This is a genomic window from Streptomyces sp. Isolate_45 (assembly GCF_024721315.2).
GTDB lineage: Bacteria > Actinomycetota > Actinomycetes > Streptomycetales > Streptomycetaceae > Streptomyces.
In genome coordinates, this window is the sequence record NZ_JANFAK020000036.1 from 44264 (window position 1) to 62929 (window position 18666).

An 18666-nucleotide genomic window follows, 5' to 3' on the forward strand; every position below is an offset into this window, starting at 1 on the left:
GACGGCTGAGGAGACGACTGTAGAGCCACCGGACCGGCGTGCGGCGCGGACCGGGAAACCTCGGTCCGGCCGCCGCCGGGTCACTTCGAGCCGAGCCGCTCGATCAGCGCCGCGTGCACGTGCGCGGGAAGCAGGTGGGCGACGTCGCCGCCCCAGGCCGCGACCTCCTTGACCAGGGAGGACGACAGGAAGCTGTAGGTCGGGTTGGTCGGCACGAACAGCGTTTCGACTCCCGAGAGGCCCATGTTCATCTGGGCCATCTGGAGCTCGTAGTCGAAGTCGCTGACGGCGCGCAGGCCCTTGACGATGGCCGGGATGTCCCGCTGCTTGCAGAAGTCGACGAGCAGGCCGTGGAAGGACTCGACCTCGATGTTCCCGTAGTCGGCGGTCGCCTCACGGATCAGCTCGATCCGTTCCTCGACGGTGAAGAGGCCCTGCTTGGACTGGTTGATCATCACGGCGACGTGGACCACGTCGTAGAGCCTGGAGGCCCGGCCGATGATGTCGAGGTGTCCGTTGGTGATGGGGTCGAACGACCCCGGACAGACGGCGCGGCGCAACTGAAGTCCCTCGCTCTCCCGTGCGGGCATCATGAATCTTCGCTGGTGAAGGCGGCGCGACCGTACCAAAGCGTGCCCTCGCCGTACTTGCGCGAGCGCAGCGCCTCGAACCCCTCGGGCCACGGGAACGCACCGCTCCTCGTGCTGCGCTCCACGGTGACGAGCGCATCGTCCGTGAGCCAGTCATTGGACCGGAGTGTGAGGAGGATCTCGCCAAGATCGCCGTGCTCGACGGCGTACGGGGGGTCCAGGAAGACGATGTCGTACGGGTCGCCCTGCGCGGTGGCGGCGACGATCTGCTCCGCCTTGCCCGGCCGGAACTCGGCGCCGGGCAGCCCCAGGGTCGTGATGTTCTGCCGGATGGCCTGGGAGGCCTTGGCGTCGGTTTCCACCAGCAGGGCGTGGGCCGCGCCCCGCGACAGGGCCTCCAGGCCCACGGCGCCGGAGCCGCCGTAGAGGTCGAGCACCCGGGCGCCCTCCAGGCCGTGCAGCGACTCCCAGGTGGAGAAGAGCCCCTCGCGCATCCGGTCGGAGGTGGGGCGGGTGCCGGTGCCGGGCGGCACGGTCAGCCGCCGCCCGCCGGCGGTGCCGGCGATCACGCGGGTCATCTGGGGTTCCTTCGCTGGGGTGGGCGGGTACGGGCGGTTTCGGTCTCGAACCCCACGATAGGTCGTGCCGCCCGGGAGCCACCGCTCAGCCCTTCTCCAGGTACTGCTCGCGCTCGGTGTCCAGCAGGGCGTCGAGCGCGGTCCGCAGCCCCGGCAGGCCCTCCAGGTCCGGGTCGGCGGCGACGACGCGGGTGGCCTCCTCCCGGGCCTGGGCGATGACCTCCTCGTCCTCGATGACGGCGAGCATGCGCAGCGAGGAGCGCACGCCCGACTGGGCCTGACCGAGTACGTCGCCCTCGCGGCGCTGTTCCAGGTCGATGCGGGACAGTTCGAACCCGTCGAGGGTGGCGGCGACCGCGGCGAGCCGGGCGCGGGCGGGACTGGCCTCGTGCATCTCGCTGACCAGCAGGCACAGGCCGGGGGCGGAGCCCCGGCCGACGCGGCCGCGCAGCTGGTGGAGTTGGGAGACGCCGAACCGGTCCGCGTCCATGATCACCATGACGGTGGAGTTGGGGACGTTCACCCCGACCTCGATGACGGTGGTCGCGACCAGCACCTTGACCTCGCCGGCGGCGAATCGGCGCATCACGTCGTCCTTGTCGGCGGGGTCCATCCGACCGTGCAGCACCTCGACGGACAGCCCGGACAGGGGGCCCTTGACCAGTTGTTCGGCGATCTCCAGGACGGCGAGCGGGGGCCGCTTGTCGCCGTCCTCCTCGGCGGCCTTCTTCTTCTTGGGCTCGTCCTCGCCGTCGCCGATCCGGGGGCAGACCACGTACGCCTGGTGGCCGTTCTCCACTTCCTCGCGGACCCGCTCCCAGGCGCGGGTGAGGAAGTGCGGCTTGTCCTTGGCGGGCACCACGTGCGTGGCGATCGGGGAACGCCCGGCGGGCAGCTGGTCCAGTACGGACGTCTCCAGGTCGCCGAAGACGGTCATGGCCACGGTGCGCGGGATCGGGGTGGCCGTCATGACGAGCAGGTGCGGAGGCTGCTTGCCCTTCGAGCGCAGGGCGTCGCGCTGCTCGACGCCGAAGCGGTGCTGTTCGTCGACCACGACCAGGCCGAGGTCGTGGAACCGGACCTTGTCCTCGATGAGGGCGTGGGTGCCGATGACGACGCCGGCCTCGCCGGTGACGAGGTCGAGCAGGGCCTGCCGGCGGGCGGGCATGCCCATCGACCCGGTGAGCAGCACCACCTTGGTGCCCCGGTCGGAGCCGCCGAGCAGGCCGCCCTCGGCGAGTTCGCCCATCATCTCGGTGATGGACCGGTGGTGCTGTTGGGCGAGCACCTCGGTCGGCGCGAGCATCGCGGCCTGCCCGCCGGAGTCGACGACGGCCAGCATGGCCCGCAGGGCGACCATCGTCTTGCCGGATCCGACCTCGCCCTGGAGGAGCCGGTGCATGGGGTGGCTGGTGGCGAGGTCGTCGAAGATCTCCTTCGAGACGGTCTGCTGGCCTTCGGTGAGGGTGAAGGGCAGTTTGGCGTCGAAGGAGTCGAGGAGGCCGCCGGGGGCGGCGCGGCGCGGGACGGCCGGGAGCTGGGAGTCGTCGTGCCGGCGGCGGGCCAGGGCGACCTGGAGGACGAAGGCCTCGTCCCACTTGAGGCGTTGGCGGGCGTCCTCGACGTCGGCCTTGGTGGTGGGGCGGTGGATCTTGAGGAGGGCCTCGGTGAGCGGGACCAGCCCGCGGCCCTCGCGCAGGGCGGGCGGGAGCGGGTCCACCACCTCGTCGATGCCGGGCAGTACGGCGTCGACACACTTGGTGATCTTCCAGGACTCCATCTTGGCGCAGGCCGGGTAGATCGGGATGAGCCGGCCTGCGAAGGCGGTGGCGGCGTCCCGGTCGGAGGCGTCCGCGCCGAGGGGTTCGTACGCGGGGTGGGCCAGCTGGAGCTTGTTGTTGAACTTCGAGACCTTGCCCGCGAACATGGCGCGGCTGCCGGGCAGCAGCTCCTTGTGCGGTTTGTGGACGCCCGCGCCGAAGAAGACCAGTTGGAGGCGGCCGCTGCCGTCGGTGATGGTCACCTCCAGGCGCTTCCCGCCGCCGCGGCTGCCCTGATAGGTCAGCAGGCGGGCGTCGGCGACCTGGGCGACGACGGTGACGTGCTCGTCGATCTGGTCGGCGAGTTCGGCGAGCGAGGTGAGCTCGCCGCGCTCGGCGTACCGCCGGGGGTAGTGGTGCAGGAGGTCCAGGGCCGTGTGCAGGCCGAGCTGCTCGGCCAGCACCTTGGCGGTGGCGGGGCCGAGGGTCTTCTTGAGGTCTTCGTCGAGCGCGGGCACGTGTTCCATTGCACACCATGGCGCCGACAAGACCGCTATTCCACCCCGATGAGGAGGGGCGCCGACCAGCGTCCGCCCCGGTAGGTGACGGTGTCGACGGCCAGGTGTCCGTGCTGGACGTACGCCTCCAGGTGCGCGGCCAGGGTGTCGGGGACCTCGGGTCCCAGGACGAGCGTGACGAGTTCGCCGCCGGAGCCGAGCATCCGCTCCAGCACCGCCTCGGCCGTTTCGGACAGGCCCGAGCCGATGACGGCGACGTCCCCGTCGATGAGTCCGAGCACGTCTCCGGCCTGGCAGATGCCGGCGGAGGTGAAGGACCGGGCCTCGGCGACGGCGAGTTCCGCGTACCGGGTGGCGCCGGCGGCCGCCGTCATGGCGACGACGTCCTCGTCGAAGCTGGCGTCCGGATCGTGCACGGCGAGCGCGGCCAGGCCCTGGACGGCTGACCGGGTGGGGATCACGGCCACCCGGACCCCGTCGGCGCGGGCCCGCTCGGCGGCGGCGCCCGCGGCGGCGCGCAGTTCGACGGAGCCGGCGAGCAGGATCACCTCGCGGGCGTGCGCCCGGGCGACGGCGTCGACGAGTTCGGTGACGGCGGGCGCCTCGCCGGGGCGGGCCAGGACGGTGGTCGCGCCGGCCTCCCCGCACAGGGCCGCCAGCCCCTCCCCCGGGACCACGGCGACGACGGCCCGCTGGGCGCGCGGGGCCTTGGCGCGGCGGCGTTCGTCGCCGAAGTGCGTGATGCGGATCCGGTAGGGCCGACCCGCGACGACGCCGGCCTCCACGGCGGCTCCGGGGTCGTCGACGTGCACGTGGACGTTCCACAGGCCGTCGCCGCCGACCACCACGAGGGAGTCGCCGAGCCCGTCGAGGCGCTCGCGCAGCTCGCCGACGGCTTCCTCCGACGCCTCCAGCAGGTAGATCACCTCGTAGCCGGGACCGCCCTGTTCCTCGGCGCAGGGCTGCGGCGTCGACGGTACGGGCACGGCCCGGCCGCGCACCGGCTCCTCGGCGGGCGCCTCGCCGGACAGCGCCTGCCACAGGGCCCCGAGTACGGCGACCAGCCCGCACCCCCCGGCGTCGACGACCCCGGCCCGGCTCAGCGCGGCGAGCTGCCCCGGGGTTTCGGCGAGGGCCGCGCGGGCTCCGTCGTAGGCGGCCCCGGCGACGTCGGCGGCGGTCGCCGCGGCCGCCCCCACGGCCGCCCCGGCACGGGCGGCCGCGCCCGCGACGGTGAGCATGGTGCCCTCGACGGGGTGCGCGACGGCCTGGTACGCCTCTTCCGCGGCCCGGGTCAGGGCCCGTGCCAGCAGCGGGCCGGAGGCGCGGTCGCGGTCGGCGGCGGCGTCCCCGGTGCGCTCGGCGTTCTCGGTGTTGTCGGCGTTGTCGGCGTTCTCGGCGTTCTCGGCTCCCAGGACGTCGGCCACGCCGCGCAGCAGCTGGGCGAGGATCGTGCCGGAGTTGCCGCGGGCGCCTATGAGGGCGCCGTGCGCGTAGGCCCTTACGGCCTCGGACAGGGAGGTGGTCCCGGTTGTGCCTTCGGTCACCTCGGAGGCGGCCTTCTCGAAGGCCTCGGTGAGCGCCCGGTCGGCCGCCTCCGCGGTCAGGTAGAGGTTGGTTCCGGTGTCGGCGTCGGCGACGGGGTAGACGTTGATCGCGTCGATGTCCTCGCGGGCCCGGCCCAGTGCGGCCAGGGCCAGCGAGCTCCAGGTGCGCACCGCTTCGGCGTCGAGGGTGTGCGGGCCGGGCTCGTTCGCCACCGGGCGTTCCTCCTTGTGCGGGCCATGGTTCACCGCAGGGTAACGAAGGGCGGCCGCCGGCCCTGGACCCCGGGGCGTGGCCGGTGGCTCACATGGTAGTTTTCTTGGACCGAAGCAGTCGTTGTATGCTGCTCAGGTTGCCCGTCGAGAGTCGGGCCATTCGTCCGGCAAGCCACTTCAGATCTCTGATTCCGGTGCGCCGGATTTCACTGTAAGTGCATCTGAAGTCTTTGGAGTGACCTGTGGCTGCCAACTGCGACGTTTGCGCCAAGGGGCCGAGCTTCGGCAACAGCATCTCCCACTCGCACCGCCGCACCTCGCGTCGCTGGAACCCGAACATCCAGCGCGTCCGTGCCGTGGTCAATGGGACGCCGAAGCGCCTCAACGCCTGCACCTCGTGCATCAAGGCCGGCAAGGTCTCGCGCTGACGGCCTCCGTCGTCGTCGCGCAGCCCTTTCCGGTTGCCAGAAAGGCCGGTTCACCCAGGTGAACCGGCCTTTTGCCTTGCCCGGAACCTTCCGGAGCCGGCCCCCGGCCTGAACCGGGGACCGGGAACCGGGTTCTAACCCGTGGCGGAGCCCTTCCACTGCCAGGCGTGGTCGACGGGGCCGATGCCGCCGCCGAGGGCGAAGCCGGCCGCTATGGCGCCGGTGACGTACGCCTTGGCCGCCGTGACCGCCTCGGGGACGGTCAGTCCCTTGGCCAGTCCGGCCGCGGCGGCGCTGGCGAGCGTGCAGCCCGTGCCGTGCGTGTGCCGGTTGTCGTGGCGCGGCGCCCTGAGCCAGTGTTCCTCGGTCCCGTCGGTCAGCAGGTCGACGGCCTCGCCGCCGTGCGCCGCGAGGTGGCCGCCCTTGATGAGCGCCCATCGCGCCCCGTGGCCGAGGATCGCGTCGGCGGCCCGCCTCATGCCGTCCTCGTCCTCGACGACGATGCCGGTGAGCTGTGTGACCTCGTCCAGGTTCGGCGTCGCCACCGTGGCCCGCGGCAGCAGCTCCCCGCGCACGGCGTCCAGCGCCGAGGCGGCGAGCAGGGCGTCGCCGTGCTTGGAGACGCCCACGGGGTCCACGACGGCCGGGGCGTCCGTGCCGGCCAGCAGTTCCGCCACGGTCTCGACGAGTACGGCGGAGGCCAGCATCCCGGTCTTGACGGCCCCCACCCCGATGTCGTCGACGACGGCCCGGTACTGGGCCGTGACCGCCTCGGGCGGCAGCTCCCAGGCCCCGTGCACGCCGAGGGAGTTCTGGGCGGTCACGGCGGTGAGGACGCTCATGCCGTGCACACCGAGCGCGAGCATCGCCTTGAGGTCGGCCTGGATGCCGGCGCCGCCGCCGGAGTCGGATCCGGCGACGGTCAGGCACAGCGGCGGGACGACGCCGCTCACCGTAGGTTCTCCTCGGCGGCCGGGTCGGCGCCGAAGTGGTCCCAGCCGCCGGTGCTGGTCCAGGGGGCGCCGTCCACGGTCACCTGGGGCAGCGCGGAGCGGTTCTGGACCTCCCCGATGACCTTCCAGCGGGCCGGCAGCTTCACGTCGGGCGGGAACGTCGCCACGATGGCGTGGTCCTCTCCCCCGGTGAGCACCCACTGGAGCGGGTCCACGCCGACGGCCTGGCCGATGTCGTGCATCTGGGTCGGGATGTCCACGGCCCCCGACCGCACGTCGATGCGCACCTTGCTGGCCTCGGCGATGTGCCCGAGGTCGGCGATCAGTCCGTCGCTGACGTCGGTCATGGCGGTGGCTCCGAGTCCGGCGGCCGCGGGGCCCGCGTGGTACGGCGGTTCGGGCCTGCGGTGTGCTTCGACGAAGGCCCGCGGGGAGCGGAAGCCGCGCGAGAGCACGGCGAACCCGGCCGCGGACCAGCCGAGCCAGCCCGTCACGGCCACGACGTCGCCGGGCCGGGCGCCGGAGCGCAGCACGGGCTCGTGGTTGCGCAGGTCGCCGAGGGCCGTGATGGCGACGGTGATGGTGTCGCCGCGTACGACGTCGCCGCCGACCACGGCGGCGCCCGCGACCTGGCACTCGTCGCGGATGCCGTCCATCAGCTCGGTGGGCCAGGTGACGGGCAGTTCCGCCGGGACGACCAGACCGAGCAGGAGCGCGGTCGGTACCGCGCCCATGGCGGCGATGTCGGCCAGGTTCTGCGCGGCGGCCTTGCGGCCGACGTCGTAGGCCGTGGACCAGTCGCGCCGGAAGTGCCGGCCCTCCAACAGGATGTCCGTGCTCGCCACGACCCGACGGTCGGGTGCCGACACGACCGCGGCGTCGTCGCCCGGTCCGAGCCGGACCGCCGGGGTGGTGGTGAGCCGTGAGGTGAGCTCCCGAATGAGCCCGAACTCCCCCAGCTCGCCCACAGTGCCCTTCATCGCTGTGCCCCTTCTTGGCAAGTCCGCTTGCGGTCGCGAGCCGTCACAGCTCTGGGTACCGTCAACAGATACGTCAACTTCAGCTCTCCGTACGCCCCGCCGTGCGTGGCACCGGGTCCATCGGATCTCCCCACGGCACGTGCAGGAAGGGTCTCCCCGCGGCACGCGGCGACGCGGTACCGTGGCGTCCCTTCGTCCCCGGGCCCGCCCGCTGTCCCCGGGCCCAACCGAAGGTTAGGGGAAATGATCCTCGTGGCCGTCCTGGAGGTTCCGTGGTACAGGCGTACATCCTCATCCAGACCGAGGTGGGCAAGGCGTCGTTCGTCGCCGAGTCCATCAGCCAGATCGCGGGGGTGATCCAGGCCGAGGACGTGACGGGCCCCTACGACGTGATCGTGCGCGCCCAGGCCGACACCGTCGACGATCTCGGCCGCATGGTGGTGGCCAAGGTCCAGCAGGTGGAGGGCATCACCCGCACCTTGACCTGCCCGGTGGTCCATCTGTAGCCCCCGTCTACTCTGGGCCGGTGATGTCACTGCACCGCCGGCCGCTCCGTCTGCTGGCCCTGCCCGCCGCCGCCGCGGCCCTGCTGGCCCTCGCGGGCTGTGCCCCGGGGGATTCCCGGGTCGGGGTGGATCCGCCGCCCGCTCCGCCCACCGATGTCGCGGGGCTCTGTGCGACGCTGCACGAGAAGCTCCCCGAAGAGGTGGCCGGGCTGGCGCGGACCACCACCGAACCGCGCTCGGATCTGACGGCCGCGTGGGGCGGCTCGGCGATCGTACTGCGGTGCGGTATCCCCAAGCCCCCCAAGATGGCCGATCCGAAGCAGGAGGGCGTCGAGGTGAACGGCGTCGGCTGGCTGCTGGAGAAGACGGACGACGGCGGGTTCCGGTTCACCACCGGGTCACGGCTGGCCTACACCGAGGTCCTGGTCGACAAGGAGCATGCCACGGATGCCGGGATGCTGGTCGGGCTGTCCGGCGCCGTTGCCGAGTCCGTGCCCGTCGGCATCTCGTCCTACTGAGTCGCCCCCACCGGATCCGTCCCCACGGGATCCGTCCTCCCGCACACCGCCGCCCGCCGCCGCGCTCGATGAGCGCGGCGGCGGGCGGTCGGCTGTCCGGGCCCCGGGCCGCCTGCTAGCGCAGCCCGGTGGAGCGGCGCAGCGCCGCCTGGATGAGCAGGTCCACCAGCTCCTGGTACTCGATGCCGGACTCCTGCCACATGCGCGGGTACATGGAGATCGGCGTGAAGCCGGGCATCGTGTTGATCTCGTTGATGACGAACTCGCCGTCCTCCGTGAGGAAGAAGTCGGCGCGCACCAGGCCCTCGCAGGAGGCGGCGTCGAACGCCTCGATCGCCAGGCGCTGTACCTCGGCGGTCTGCTCCGGGGTGAGCGGGGCGGGCACGATCCCGGAGGCGGAGTCGATGTACTTCGCCTCGAAGTCGTAGAAGTCGTGGCTGGAGACCGGCGGGATCTCGGCGGGCGCGCTGGCGCGCGGGCCGTCCTCGAACTCCAGGACCCCGCACTCGATCTCGCGGCCGCGCAGCAGCGCCTCCACGATGATCTTCGGGTCGTGCCGGCGGGCCTCGCGGACCGCGGCGTCGAGTCCGGTGGCGTCGTCGACCTTGGTGATGCCGATGGAGGAGCCCGCGCGGGCGGGCTTCACGAACAGCGGCCAACCGTGCTCGGCGGCGAAGTCCAGGACCTTCGCCCGGGCGGCGTCCTGGTCGGCCTCCCACTCACGGGGGCGGATGGTCACGTACGGGCCGACCTTCAGCCCGAAGGACGTGAAGACCCGCTTCATGTAGTCCTTGTCCTGGCCGACGGCCGAGGCGAGGACGCCCGAGCCGACGTACGGGATCCCGGACAGCTCCAGGAGGCCCTGCAGGGTGCCGTCCTCGCCGTACGGGCCGTGCAGGACGGGGAAGACGACGTCGACCTCGCCCAGGGCCTTGGGAACGGCGCCCGGCTCGGTGTAGACGACCTCGCGGCTGGCGGGGTCGACGGAGAGCACGACGCTGCCGTCGGCGGAGTCGGCGAGCGTCTCCACGCTGGGCAGCTCGCGGTCCGCGATGGCCATGCGCTCGGGCTCGTCGGCGGTCAGCGCCCACCGGCCGTCCGTGGTGATGCCGATGGGCAGCACCTCGTACTTGGAACGGTCGATGGAACGCAGGACGGCGCCGGCCGTGACGACCGAGATGGCGTGTTCCGAGCTGCGGCCGCCGAACACGACGGCCACGCGGGGCTTGCGGCCCTGCTGCTCAGGGGTCTGGGGGAGGTTCTCGCTGCTCATATCGCCACGAGGGTACCCGCTCGAACGTCCGGAAAGGAGTCAGCGCCGTTCCGGTTTGGCGCTGCGCCCCATGAGTTCCTTCAGCGCGACCAGCGTGGGCTTGCCGTGGTGGACGATGTCGACCACGGTGTCGGTGATCGGCATGTCCACTCCGTACCGGTTGGCCAGATCCGCCACGGACTGGCAGGACTTGACCCCCTCGGCGGTCTGCTTGGTGACCGCGATGGTCTCCTCCAGGGTCATCCCGCGGCCCAGGTTGGTGCCGAAGGTGTGGTTCCGGGAGAGCGGCGAGGAGCAGGTCGCGACGAGGTCGCCGAGGCCGGCGAGGCCGGAGAAGGTGAGCGGGTCGGCGCCCATGGCCAGGCCCAGGCGGGTGGCTTCGGCGAGTCCGCGGGTGATGAGCGAGCCCTTGGTGTTGTCGCCCAGGCCCATGCCGTCCGCGATGCCGACGGCGAGGCCGATGACGTTCTTGACGGCGCCGCCGAGCTCGCAGCCGATGACGTCGGTGCTCGTGTACGGGCGGAAGTACGGGGTGTGGCAAGCGGCCTGGAGGCGCTGGGCCACGGCCTCGTCCACACAGGCGACGACCGAGGCCGCGGGCTGCCGGGCGACGATCTCGCGGGCCAGGTTGGGGCCGGTGACGACGGCGACCCGCTCGGAGGGGACCTTGGCCACCTCTTCGATGACCTCGCTCATCCGCTTCGCCGTGCCGAGTTCGATGCCCTTCATCAGGGAGACGAGGACGGCGTCGGCGGGCAGCAGCGGGGCCCAGGCGGCGAGGTTGCCGCGCAGGGTCTGCGAGGGGATCGCCAGGACCGCGAAGTCGGCGCCGCTCGCGGCCTCTGCCGCGTCGGTGGTGGCCCGCATGTTCGCGGGCAGTTCCACGCCGGGGAAGTAGTCGGGGTTGGTCCGGCCGTTGTTGATGGCGTCGGCCAGCTCCTGCCGGCGGCCCCAGAGGGTCACCTCGCAGCCGGCGTCCGCGAGCACCATGCCGAAGGCCGTTCCCCACGAGCCGGTTCCGAAGACGGCCACCTTCACGGGACGTGTCACTTGTTGCCCTCCCCCGCGGCGTTGCGCCGCTGCTGCGCCCTGGCCTTGCGGTGGTCGTAGGGCTGCGCGGGGGCGTTCTCGCCGCGCAGCTCCTCCAGGAGCTTGGTGATGTCGGCCATGATGGCCTCCGTGGCGCCCTTGAGGACGTCCGGCGTGGGTTCCAGGTCGTAGAAGGCCGAGAGGTCCACGGGCGGTCCGGCGAGGACCTGGAGGGTCTTGCGGGGGAACAGGCTGAGCTTGTTCTCCTTGGCATAGGGCGGCATCGCGAGGTTCGCGCCCCATTGGGCCACCGGAATGACGGGCGCCCTGGTGATCAGCGCCACCCTGGCGGCGCCGGTCTTGCCGGCCATCGGCCACATCTCGGGATCCCGGGTGAGGGTGCCCTCCGGGTAAAAGGCGACGCATTCGCCCCGTTCGATGGCGTCCACGGCGGCCCGGAATGCGTCCAGGGCGTTCGTGGTCTCCCGGTAGACGGGGATCTGGCCGGAGCCGCGGAGGATCATGCCGACGAAAGGCACCTTGAAGAGTCCGGCCTTGGCGAGCAATCGGGGCACCCGGCCGGTGTTGTACTGGAAGTGCGCGTAGGACAGCGGGTCCAGATACGAGTTGTGATTGACGGCGGTGATAAATCCACCGTCGGCCGGAATGTGCTCCATTCCCCGCCAGTCCCGCTTGAAGAGCACTACCAGCGGCGGTTTCGCGATGACCGCCGCCAGGCGGTACCAGAAGCCGATTCTGCGGCGGGACACTCGGACACCTTCCTCTAGGACCGGTGCGCGGCTTGGGCACCTCATCGGCCGGACAAGTCTCGCCCCAGGTCCGGTCTCTGTCGAGGACACCGTACGCCCCGCCCGCACCACCGGGCCCCCCAGTGGCCGGTCCGGGGCGACAATGGGCCGACTGATGACCAGGCCATGACCTGCCGATGGCCCTGGCGGGTGCGGAAATGCACCGGAGGGAAGGAGTCCGCCACGAACGCCGTGTGGAGTCTGGTGGTTCCGCTCAAGCCCTTGGCGCTGGCCAAGAGCCGGCTCGCGGCGGCCGTCGGCACGTCCCGTCCGGGACTGGCGCTGGCGTTCGCGCAGGACACCGTCGCGGGGGCCCTGGCCTGCGCGGCGGTGGCGGATGTGGTGGTCGTCACGGACGACTCCCTGGCCGGTGCGGAACTGGCCAGGTTGGGTGCGCGGATCCTCCGCGACGTACCGGGCGCCGGCCTCAACGCGGCCCTCGCGCACGGTGCGGGGGCGGTGCGCAGGGGACGTCCCGGGGCCCGGGTGGCCGCGCTGAACGCCGATCTGCCCGCTTTGCGGCCGCCGGAATTGCTACGCGTGCTCGATAACGCTTCGGTATTTCCCCGGGCATTCCTGGCCGATGCGGCGGGAATCGGGACGACTCTGCTTTCCGCTGCTCCGGACGTGGAATTGGCACCCTCGTTCGGGGGGCCGTCCCGGGCCCGGCATTCGGCGTCGGGCGCCGTGGAAATCGCCCTGCTGGGCGTCGAGAGCGTGCGCCGGGACGTGGACACCGCCGCCGATCTGCGCACGGCCCTCACCCTCGGTGTGGGCCGCCACACGGCCCGATACAGTGCGCGTATGCAGGCGACCGCGTACACGTACGACTCCCAGACCCGCAGCGGCAGCGTGCTGCTGGACGACGGCACCCCGGTGCCCTTCGGGGCCCCGGCCTTCGACGCGGGCGGTCTGCGACTGCTGCGCCCCGGACAGCGGGTGCGGATCGAGACGGACGGCGAGGGCACGGCCCTGCACATCACGCTGATCACCCTGCAAACCTTCTGACGCCACCGCCAACCGCCGCCCCAACCGCCGCCCCACCACTTCTCACCTGCGGGGAAAGCACCGCGGGCCGGCTTCCCCAGGTGAGGGAAACCGGCCCGGCGTGTGTGACTCGTGCCCTACTTCTTGCGAGCGGTGGTCTTCTTCGCGGTGGTCTTGCGGGCGGTCGCCTTCTTGGTGGCGGGCGCCGTGGTCTTCGCGGTGGCCTTCTTGGCCGCGGGAGCGGTCTTCTTGGCGGTGGTCTTCTTCGCCGCCGCCGTCGTGGACTTCACGGCCGCCTTCTTCGCGGTCGCCGTGGCCTTCTTCGCCGTGGGCGTGGCCTTCTTCGCCGTGGCGGTGGCCCTCTTGGCGGTGGCGGTCGTCTTCTTGGCCGCCGCGGGCGCGGTCTTCTTCGCGACCGCGGTCTTCGCCGCCGCCTTCTTCGCGGTGGTGGCCTTCTTGGCCACGGCCTTCTTGACGGTCGCCGACGCGCCGCCGCTCAGGCTGCCCTTGGGCGCCTTCTTCACGGACACCTCGCCGCCCTTGGGCAGCTTCTTGGTGCCGCTGACCAGGTCCTTGAAGCCCTGGCCCGCGCGGAAGCGGGGAACAGAGGTCTTCTTGACCCGGACGCGCTCACCCGTCTGCGGGTTGCGGGCGTAGCGGGCGGGCCGGTCGACCTTCTCGAACGAGCCGAAGCCCGTGACCGAGACCCGGTCGCCCGCGACGACTGCGCGGACGATCGCGTCGAGTACCGCGTCGACAGCGTCGGCGGCCTGCTGGCGGCCGCCAACCTTGTCGGCAATCGCTTCTACGAGCTGCGCCTTGTTCACGTCTTCCCCTTCGGAGACTTCGCCAGAACGAATGTGTTCAAGCTTATTTCGCACGTTAGGCGGATATATACCGCAAATCAAACACGAAACGGGCTAATCACCCTAGTGCCGCAACGATGCAGACCGTTACGGAGTTCCTTCGCATCAGTCGCCTTCAGGGAATCGACCCTCGTCGAGGTCCTTCATCAACCTGTCCAGGCGCCTTGCCGCGTCGGCGAGATCGTGCTTCGCCGTGGCAGTGGCGACCAACAGCTTCCGGGACAGCGCCATCCTTACGCCCTCCGGGACTTGCAGTGTGCGCACCCTTGTGTGTGCTTCTTTCAGTCGGTCGGCGACGAGTTCGTAGAGCTCCAGTTGACTGTCGCGTTCCATGCACAGATTGTGCCATCTGGGGCGAGTTGTCGCCTCACGGGGCCTCAACATACAGCTGTGCCCCCCGCCGGAAGGCGAGGGGCACAGTGTTGTCGATGTGATCACCCGGGGGTGAATAAGCGCTGATCAGGCTGGAATCACGCCCGAATCGTGCGCGGCTTGAACGCCGGGCGGGTGCTTTCGTAAGTGTCGATGTCCCCTTCGTTCTGAAGGGTGAGCGAGATGTCGTCCAGCCCCTCCAGGAGACGCCAGCGGGCGTTGTCGTCGAGTTCGAACTCCGCCTCGACGCCCGCCGCTCGGACCTTGCGGTCCACCAGGTCGACGGTCACCTCCGCGGTGGGGTCGGCCTCGGTCAGCTCCCACAGCCGCTCGACGGTCTCCTGCGGCAGAACGACGGTCAGCAGACCGTTCTTCAGCGAGTTGCCGCGGAAGATGTCGGCGAAGCGGGCGGAGATGACCGTCTTGAAGCCGAAGTTCTGCAGGGCCCAGACGGCGTGCTCGCGCGAGGAGCCCGTTCCGAAGTCGGGGCCCGCGATCAGCACGGTCGCGCCGGCGCGCTCCGGACGGTTCGTGACGAACTCCGGGTCCTTGCGCCAGGCCTCGAAGAGCCCGTCCTCGAAGCCGTCGCGGGTGATCTTCTTCAGCCAGTGGGCCGGGATGATCTGGTCGGTGTCGACGTTGCTGCGCCGCAGCGGGACGGCCCGGCCGGTGTGGGTGGTGAAGGCTTCCATGGTTCAGACTCCGGAGGGCGCGGGGTTGGCCGAGTTGGCGGACAGGTCGGCGGGCGAGGCCAGGTGGCCCAGTACCGCGGTGGCGGCGGCCACCTGCGGGGAGACCAGGTGGGTACGTCCGCCCTTGCCCTGCCGGCCCTCGAAGTTGCGGTTGGAGGTGGACGCGGAGCGCTCACCGGGGGCCAACTGGTCGGGGTTCATGCCCAGACACATCGAGCAGCCCGCGTGCCGCCATTCGGCGCCGGCCTCCTTGAAGACCTTGTCCAGGCCCTCCTCCACCGCCTGGAGCGCGACGCGCACCGAGCCCGGGACGACCAGCATCCGTACGCCGTCGGCGACTTTGCGGCCCTCGACGATCCCGGCGACCGCCCGCAGGTCCTCGATGCGGCCGTTGGTGCAGGAACCTACGAAGACGGTGTCGACCTTGATGTCCCGCAGCGGCTGGCCGGCGGTCAACCCCATGTACTCCAGGGCCTTTTCGGCGGCGTGCCGCTCCGAAGCGTCCTCGTACGAAGCCGGGTCGGGGACGTTCGACGACAGCGGCGCGCCCTGGCCCGGGTTGGTGCCCCAGGTGACGAACGGGGCCAGCGTCGTGCCGTCGATGACGACCTCGGCGTCGAAGACGGCGTCGTCGTCGGTGCGCAGCGTCCGCCAGTACTCGACGGCAGCGTCCCAGTCCGCTCCCTCGGGGGCGTGGTCGCGGCCCTGGAGGTAGTCGAACGTGGTCCGGTCGGGGGCGATCATGCCCGCGCGCGCGCCGGCCTCGATCGACATGTTGCAGATGGTCATGCGGGCTTCCATCGAGAGGTTCTCGATGGCCTCGCCGCGGTACTCCAGGATGTAGCCCTGGCCGCCACCGGTACCGATCTTGGCGATGATCGCCAGGATGAGGTCCTTGGCGGTGACGCCATCGGCCAGGGCGCCGGTGACGGTGATCGCCATCGTCTTCGGGCGGGCCAGGGGCAGCGTCTGGGTGGCCAGTACGTGCTCGACCTGGCTGGTGCCGATGCCGAAGGCCAGTGCGCCGAAGGCGCCGTGCGTGGAGGTGTGCGAGTCGCCGCAGACGACGGTGGTGCCCGGCTGGGTCAGCCCGAGCTGGGGGCCCACGACGTGGACGACACCCTGCTCGACGTCACCCAGCGAGTGCAGGCGCACGCCGAACTCGGCGCAGTTCTTGCGCAGCGTCTCCAGCTGGGCGCGGGAGACCGGGTCCGCGATCGGCTTGTCGATGTCGAGGGTGGGGGTGTTGTGGTCCTCGGTCGCGATGGTGAGGTCGAGGCGTCGGACCTTGCGGCCGGCCTGGCGCAGACCCTCGAAGGCCTGCGGGCTGGTCACCTCGTGCAGCAGGTGCAGATCGATGAAGAGGAGGTCGGGCTCGCCTTCGGCGCGCCGGACGACGTGATCGTCCCAGACCTTCTCCGCGAGTGTCCTACCCATCGCTTTCCCTCCGGCCGGCCGGTTGTGCCGGCGCTTCATAGAGATCTGGTGCGCCTGATCGCCCGCACCCCCCGCGCGGATCGACGGCTCGGACCCAGTGGTTCGTGGACCCGCACATACAGACTCGCTTGTTCTTGGAAAAATTGAACTTGCGTTTCACAGTGTGAGACGTGAATATCGTTTCATGGACAACTCTAGCGGCGTCGGCGTTCTCGACAAGGCAGCTCTGGTATTGAGCGCACTGGAGTCCGGTCCGGCCACCCTCGCCGGGCTGGTCGCGGCGACAGGGCTCGCACGACCCACGGCACATCGCCTTGCCGTGGCACTGGAACACCACCGAATGGTGGCGAGGGACATGCAGGGCCGGTTCATCCTCGGTCCGCGGCTGGCAGAACTTGCCGCCGCGGCCGGCGAGGACCGTCTGCTGGCCACGGCCGGACCGGTGCTCACGCACCTCCGTGACGTGACGGGCGAGAGCGCGCAGCTCTACCGTCGTCAGGGCGACATGCGCATCTGCGTGGCAGCGGCGGAACGGCTCTCGGGCCTGCGGGACACCGTCCCGGTGGGCTCCACCCTGCCCATGAAGGCGGGCTCGGCCGCGCAGATCCTGATGGCGTGGGAGGAGCCCGAGCGGCTCCACCGCGGCCTCCAGGGCGCGCGCTTCACGGCCACGGCCCTGTCGGGCGTACGGCGCCGCGGCTGGGCGCAGTCGATCGGCGAGCGGGAGCCCGGCGTGGCCTCCGTCTCCGCGCCGGTGCGCGGGCCGTCGAACCGCGTGGTGGCCTCCGTGTCGGTCTCCGGCCCGATCGAGCGCCTGACCCGACACCCGGGGCGCATGCACGCCCAGGCCGTCATCGACGCGGCCGCCCGACTGACGGAGGCCCTGCGCCGATCCGGCTGACCTGCCCACCTCTTCACACACCCCCGGGTCCGGGGGCGCGTACGACGCCGCACACGTCCTGACTCGCGCCTCCGGGCCCGCTCTTGTCCACCGGCCCGCAGTCCGCGGCGCGCAAGTCCGCACGACCCGCCGGGAACAGCGAAGAGGCCCTCCGCGATGATCGCGGAGGGCCTCTTCCATGCGTACCCCCGACCGGATTCGAACCGGCGCTACCGCCTTGAGAGGGCGGCGTGCTAGGCCGCTACACAACGGGGGCCTGTTTGGTGTTGCGCTGGGCTACCAGGACTCGAACCTAGAATAAGGGAACCAGAAACCCTCGTGTTGCCAATTACACTATAGCCCATAGTGGTCTAGACCTTGCTAGACGTAGTACCCCCGACCGGATTCGAACCGGCGCTACCGCCTTGAGAGGGCGGCGTGCTAGGCCGCTACACAACGGGGGCCCTAGCGATCCTGCATCAAGACGTCCGGGAGCTACCCAAATGAAGATCTTGCGGGAAGGATCTGTACCCCCGACCGGATTCGAACCGGCGCTACCGCCTTGAGAGGGCGGCGTGCTAGGCCGCTACACAACGGGGGCAAGCACTGCGTTACTTCTGTACTGCGCTGGGCTACCAGGACTCGAACCTAGAATAAGGGAACCAGAAACCCTCGTGTTGCCAATTACACTATAGCCCACCAAAACTCAAGCCCCTTGAGGGCTTTCGTTCGGTTAGCGCTTCCCTCCGGCCTTTCGGCCCGCTCGGGCGGCGCAGAAAGAACATTACCGGATGGCTGACCGTGCTCCAAAACGGGTATCCCCGGCCAGCACCCCCGGCAGGAGGTCGAGGCCCGTGATGCGGTGGACGCCGTCGGGCGCCGGCCCGCGTTCGCCGTCGCGGTCGAGCCAGACGGCCGTGAGGCCCGCGTCGCGGGCTCCCCGGGCGTCGATCTCGGGCTGGTCGCCCACGTACGCCACCTCCCCGGGCGGCAGGCCGAGGGCCTCGCAGGCGCTGAGGAAGGCGGCCGCCTCGGGCTTGCTGACGCCGAGCTCGGCGGCGCAGACCAGCACTTCGAAGCGTTCGCGCAGACCGAGCCGGCGCAGCTTGGGGTCCTGGTTGGCGACGGAGGAGTTGGTGAGGACACCGTGCCGGTAGGCGCCGGCCAGGGTGTCCAGTACGGGCAGGACGTCGGGGAAGAGGGCCCAGGCGGCCTGGTAGTGGAGCACGTAGCGGTCGAACCAGGCGTCGGCCTGCCCGGCGGTCAGCGCGGGCTCCCCGAGGAAGTCCCGGACGCGGTCCTGGCGCTGTCCCGGGAAGGTCACCTCGCCCGCCGCGAAGCGCGCCCAGTGGCGTTCGGTGAGGCGCCGCCACAGGGCGAGGGCCTCGGCGGGGGACCCGTAGCGCTCCCCCAGGCCCTCCTCGACGAGGTGGTGTCCGAATCCGGCGGTGTCGGCACCGGTGTAGTCGAACAAGGTGTCATCGATGTCCCACAGCACGGCGCGGATCGGCATGCGGCCGAGCCTACGCCGGGGCGGTCGCCGACGGGGCGGTGAAGGAGAACCTCGTCACCGCGAGTTCGCGGGAACGCCGTGGGGGGGGGGGGGGGGGGGGGGGGGGGGGGCGCCCCCCGGGGGGGGGGGGGGGGGCGGCCCCCCCGGGCCCTCGGGTCCGGGCGGAGCCCGGGAAACGGAGAAAGGGCGGGTCGGGGAACGGTCCCGCGCAGCGGCA

General features: G+C 71.2%; 18 protein-coding genes, 5 tRNA genes and 1 pseudogene. 5 read left to right on the top strand and 19 right to left on the bottom strand.

What is annotated here, in order from left to right:
- Nucleotides 1-80: 80 nt before the first annotated feature.
- The 4 genes from coaD to NOD94_RS14635 form a co-directional block, all read right to left on the bottom strand.
- Nucleotides 81-560: a pantetheine-phosphate adenylyltransferase gene (gene coaD / locus NOD94_RS14620; RefSeq protein WP_281206353.1), complete on the bottom strand. Its 480-nt coding sequence runs from the start codon at nucleotides 558-560 to the stop codon at nucleotides 81-83.
- 29 nt (nucleotides 561-589) lie between these two features.
- The gene (gene rsmD, locus NOD94_RS14625) at nucleotides 590-1168 is read right to left on the bottom strand and encodes a 16S rRNA (guanine(966)-N(2))-methyltransferase RsmD (RefSeq protein WP_281206335.1); all 579 of its coding nucleotides are present in this window, start codon (nucleotides 1166-1168) and stop codon (nucleotides 590-592) included.
- 85 nt (nucleotides 1169-1253) lie between these two features.
- Nucleotides 1254-3455: an ATP-dependent DNA helicase RecG gene (recG, locus tag NOD94_RS14630; RefSeq protein WP_281206336.1), complete on the bottom strand. Its 2202-nt coding sequence runs from the start codon at nucleotides 3453-3455 to the stop codon at nucleotides 1254-1256.
- Between the two features lie 26 nt (nucleotides 3456-3481).
- Entirely contained in the window at nucleotides 3482-5206 is a 1725-nt protein-coding gene (locus tag NOD94_RS14635; protein ID WP_281206337.1) for a DAK2 domain-containing protein, read from the bottom strand.
- Between the two features lie 242 nt (nucleotides 5207-5448).
- Here NOD94_RS14635 and rpmB point away from each other — a divergent pair, with 242 nt between their 5' ends.
- Nucleotides 5449-5634 (top strand): 50S ribosomal protein L28, encoded by a 186-nt coding sequence (gene rpmB / locus NOD94_RS14640; RefSeq protein ID WP_073911113.1) that lies wholly within the window; start codon nucleotides 5449-5451, stop codon nucleotides 5632-5634.
- A gap of 134 nt (nucleotides 5635-5768) precedes the next feature.
- Here rpmB and thiD read toward each other — a convergent pair whose 3' ends face one another.
- The gene (thiD, locus tag NOD94_RS14645; RefSeq protein WP_281206338.1) at nucleotides 5769-6587 is read right to left on the bottom strand and encodes a bifunctional hydroxymethylpyrimidine kinase/phosphomethylpyrimidine kinase; all 819 of its coding nucleotides are present in this window, start codon (nucleotides 6585-6587) and stop codon (nucleotides 5769-5771) included.
- A complete protein-coding gene (locus tag NOD94_RS14650) occupies nucleotides 6584-7567 on the bottom strand; it encodes a thiamine-phosphate kinase (RefSeq protein WP_281206339.1) in 984 nt (327 codons plus the stop codon). The genes thiD and NOD94_RS14650 overlap by 4 nt, the downstream gene beginning before the upstream one ends.
- A 272-nt stretch (nucleotides 7568-7839) precedes the next feature.
- On the opposite strand from NOD94_RS14650, the gene NOD94_RS14655 reads away from it, so the two are divergent.
- Together NOD94_RS14655 and NOD94_RS14660 are read left to right on the top strand one after the other, a co-directional pair.
- On the top strand, nucleotides 7840-8073 hold the full coding sequence (locus NOD94_RS14655; RefSeq protein ID WP_281206340.1) for an Lrp/AsnC ligand binding domain-containing protein: 234 nt from the start codon (nucleotides 7840-7842) through the stop codon (nucleotides 8071-8073).
- A gap of 23 nt (nucleotides 8074-8096) precedes the next feature.
- Nucleotides 8097-8591 (top strand): DUF3515 domain-containing protein, encoded by a 495-nt coding sequence (locus tag NOD94_RS14660; protein WP_281206354.1) that lies wholly within the window; start codon nucleotides 8097-8099, stop codon nucleotides 8589-8591.
- 115 nt (nucleotides 8592-8706) lie between these two features.
- Here NOD94_RS14660 and NOD94_RS14665 read toward each other — a convergent pair whose 3' ends face one another.
- Genes NOD94_RS14665 through NOD94_RS14675 form a run of 3 tightly spaced genes read right to left on the bottom strand, consistent with a single transcriptional unit; the run spans nucleotide 8707 to nucleotide 11663 of the window.
- On the bottom strand, nucleotides 8707-9864 hold the full coding sequence (locus NOD94_RS14665) for a D-alanine--D-alanine ligase family protein (RefSeq protein ID WP_281206341.1): 1158 nt from the start codon (nucleotides 9862-9864) through the stop codon (nucleotides 8707-8709).
- 39 nt (nucleotides 9865-9903) lie between these two features.
- The gene (locus NOD94_RS14670) at nucleotides 9904-10914 is read right to left on the bottom strand and encodes an NAD(P)H-dependent glycerol-3-phosphate dehydrogenase (RefSeq protein WP_281206342.1); all 1011 of its coding nucleotides are present in this window, start codon (nucleotides 10912-10914) and stop codon (nucleotides 9904-9906) included.
- Nucleotides 10911-11663, bottom strand: a complete 753-nt coding sequence (locus NOD94_RS14675) for a lysophospholipid acyltransferase family protein (RefSeq protein ID WP_281206343.1) — start codon at nucleotides 11661-11663, stop codon at nucleotides 10911-10913. The genes NOD94_RS14670 and NOD94_RS14675 overlap by 4 nt, the downstream gene beginning before the upstream one ends.
- A 189-nt stretch (nucleotides 11664-11852) precedes the next feature.
- Here NOD94_RS14675 and cofC point away from each other — a divergent pair.
- Nucleotides 11853-12503 (top strand): annotated as a pseudogene (gene cofC / locus NOD94_RS14680) (2-phospho-L-lactate guanylyltransferase); the annotation flags it as partial.
- 323 nt (nucleotides 12504-12826) lie between these two features.
- Here cofC and NOD94_RS14685 read toward each other — a convergent pair.
- The 4 genes from NOD94_RS14685 to leuC all read right to left on the bottom strand — a co-directional run bounded on the left by NOD94_RS14685 (nucleotide 12827) and on the right by leuC (nucleotide 16056).
- Complete coding sequence (locus tag NOD94_RS14685; RefSeq protein ID WP_281206344.1) at nucleotides 12827-13516, bottom strand: HU family DNA-binding protein; 690 nt, start codon at nucleotides 13514-13516, stop codon at nucleotides 12827-12829.
- A 144-nt stretch (nucleotides 13517-13660) separates the two neighbouring features.
- On the bottom strand, nucleotides 13661-13888 hold the full coding sequence (locus tag NOD94_RS14690) for a hypothetical protein (RefSeq protein ID WP_267011999.1): 228 nt from the start codon (nucleotides 13886-13888) through the stop codon (nucleotides 13661-13663).
- Between the two features lie 137 nt (nucleotides 13889-14025).
- Nucleotides 14026-14619 (bottom strand): 3-isopropylmalate dehydratase small subunit, encoded by a 594-nt coding sequence (gene leuD / locus NOD94_RS14695; protein WP_281206345.1) that lies wholly within the window; start codon nucleotides 14617-14619, stop codon nucleotides 14026-14028.
- Nucleotides 14620-14622: 3 nt separating this feature from the next.
- A complete protein-coding gene (gene leuC / locus NOD94_RS14700; RefSeq protein WP_281206346.1) occupies nucleotides 14623-16056 on the bottom strand; it encodes a 3-isopropylmalate dehydratase large subunit in 1434 nt (477 codons plus the stop codon).
- A 184-nt stretch (nucleotides 16057-16240) separates the two neighbouring features.
- Here leuC and ndgR point away from each other — a divergent pair, with 184 nt between their 5' ends.
- Nucleotides 16241-16957, top strand: coding sequence for an IclR family transcriptional regulator NdgR (gene ndgR, locus NOD94_RS14705; RefSeq protein WP_007266782.1), 717 nt, complete (start codon nucleotides 16241-16243; stop codon nucleotides 16955-16957).
- 183 nt (nucleotides 16958-17140) lie between these two features.
- On the opposite strand, the gene NOD94_RS14710 is transcribed toward ndgR, so the two are convergent.
- The 6 genes from NOD94_RS14710 to NOD94_RS14735 all read right to left on the bottom strand — a co-directional run bounded on the left by NOD94_RS14710 (nucleotide 17141) and on the right by NOD94_RS14735 (nucleotide 18449).
- Nucleotides 17141-17213: transfer RNA gene (locus tag NOD94_RS14710), tRNA-Glu, on the bottom strand.
- A 15-nt stretch (nucleotides 17214-17228) separates the two neighbouring features.
- Nucleotides 17229-17300: transfer RNA gene (locus NOD94_RS14715), tRNA-Gln, on the bottom strand.
- Between the two features lie 27 nt (nucleotides 17301-17327).
- A tRNA-Glu gene (locus NOD94_RS14720) sits at nucleotides 17328-17400 on the bottom strand.
- Nucleotides 17401-17464: 64 nt separating this feature from the next.
- Nucleotides 17465-17537 (bottom strand) — tRNA-Glu (locus NOD94_RS14725).
- A 26-nt stretch (nucleotides 17538-17563) separates the two neighbouring features.
- Nucleotides 17564-17635, bottom strand: a tRNA-Gln gene (locus NOD94_RS14730).
- 85 nt (nucleotides 17636-17720) lie between these two features.
- The gene (locus tag NOD94_RS14735; protein WP_281206347.1) at nucleotides 17721-18449 is read right to left on the bottom strand and encodes an HAD family hydrolase; all 729 of its coding nucleotides are present in this window, start codon (nucleotides 18447-18449) and stop codon (nucleotides 17721-17723) included.
- Nucleotides 18450-18666 lie beyond the last annotated feature (217 nt).

Excerpts from the sequence above, each read along its gene's own strand:
- ndgR (WP_007266782.1), top strand. The coding sequence starts at position 16,241 with ATGGACAACTCTAGCGGCGTCGGCGTTCTCGACAAGGCAGCTCTGGTA.
- NOD94_RS14650 (WP_281206339.1), bottom strand. The coding sequence starts at position 7,567 with ATGAAGGGCACTGTGGGCGAGCTGGGGGAGTTCGGGCTCATTCGGGAG.
- recG (WP_281206336.1), bottom strand. The coding sequence starts at position 3,455 with ATGGAACACGTGCCCGCGCTCGACGAAGACCTCAAGAAGACCCTCGGC.
- NOD94_RS14665 (WP_281206341.1), bottom strand. The coding sequence starts at position 9,864 with ATGAGCAGCGAGAACCTCCCCCAGACCCCTGAGCAGCAGGGCCGCAAG.
- rsmD (WP_281206335.1), bottom strand. The coding sequence starts at position 1,168 with ATGACCCGCGTGATCGCCGGCACCGCCGGCGGGCGGCGGCTGACCGTG.
- NOD94_RS14735 (WP_281206347.1), bottom strand. The coding sequence starts at position 18,449 with ATGCCGATCCGCGCCGTGCTGTGGGACATCGATGACACCTTGTTCGAC.
- leuD (WP_281206345.1), bottom strand. The coding sequence starts at position 14,619 with ATGGAAGCCTTCACCACCCACACCGGCCGGGCCGTCCCGCTGCGGCGC.
- NOD94_RS14690 (WP_267011999.1), bottom strand. The coding sequence starts at position 13,888 with ATGGAACGCGACAGTCAACTGGAGCTCTACGAACTCGTCGCCGACCGA.
- NOD94_RS14660 (WP_281206354.1), top strand. The coding sequence starts at position 8,097 with ATGTCACTGCACCGCCGGCCGCTCCGTCTGCTGGCCCTGCCCGCCGCC.
- leuC (WP_281206346.1), bottom strand. The coding sequence starts at position 16,056 with ATGGGTAGGACACTCGCGGAGAAGGTCTGGGACGATCACGTCGTCCGG.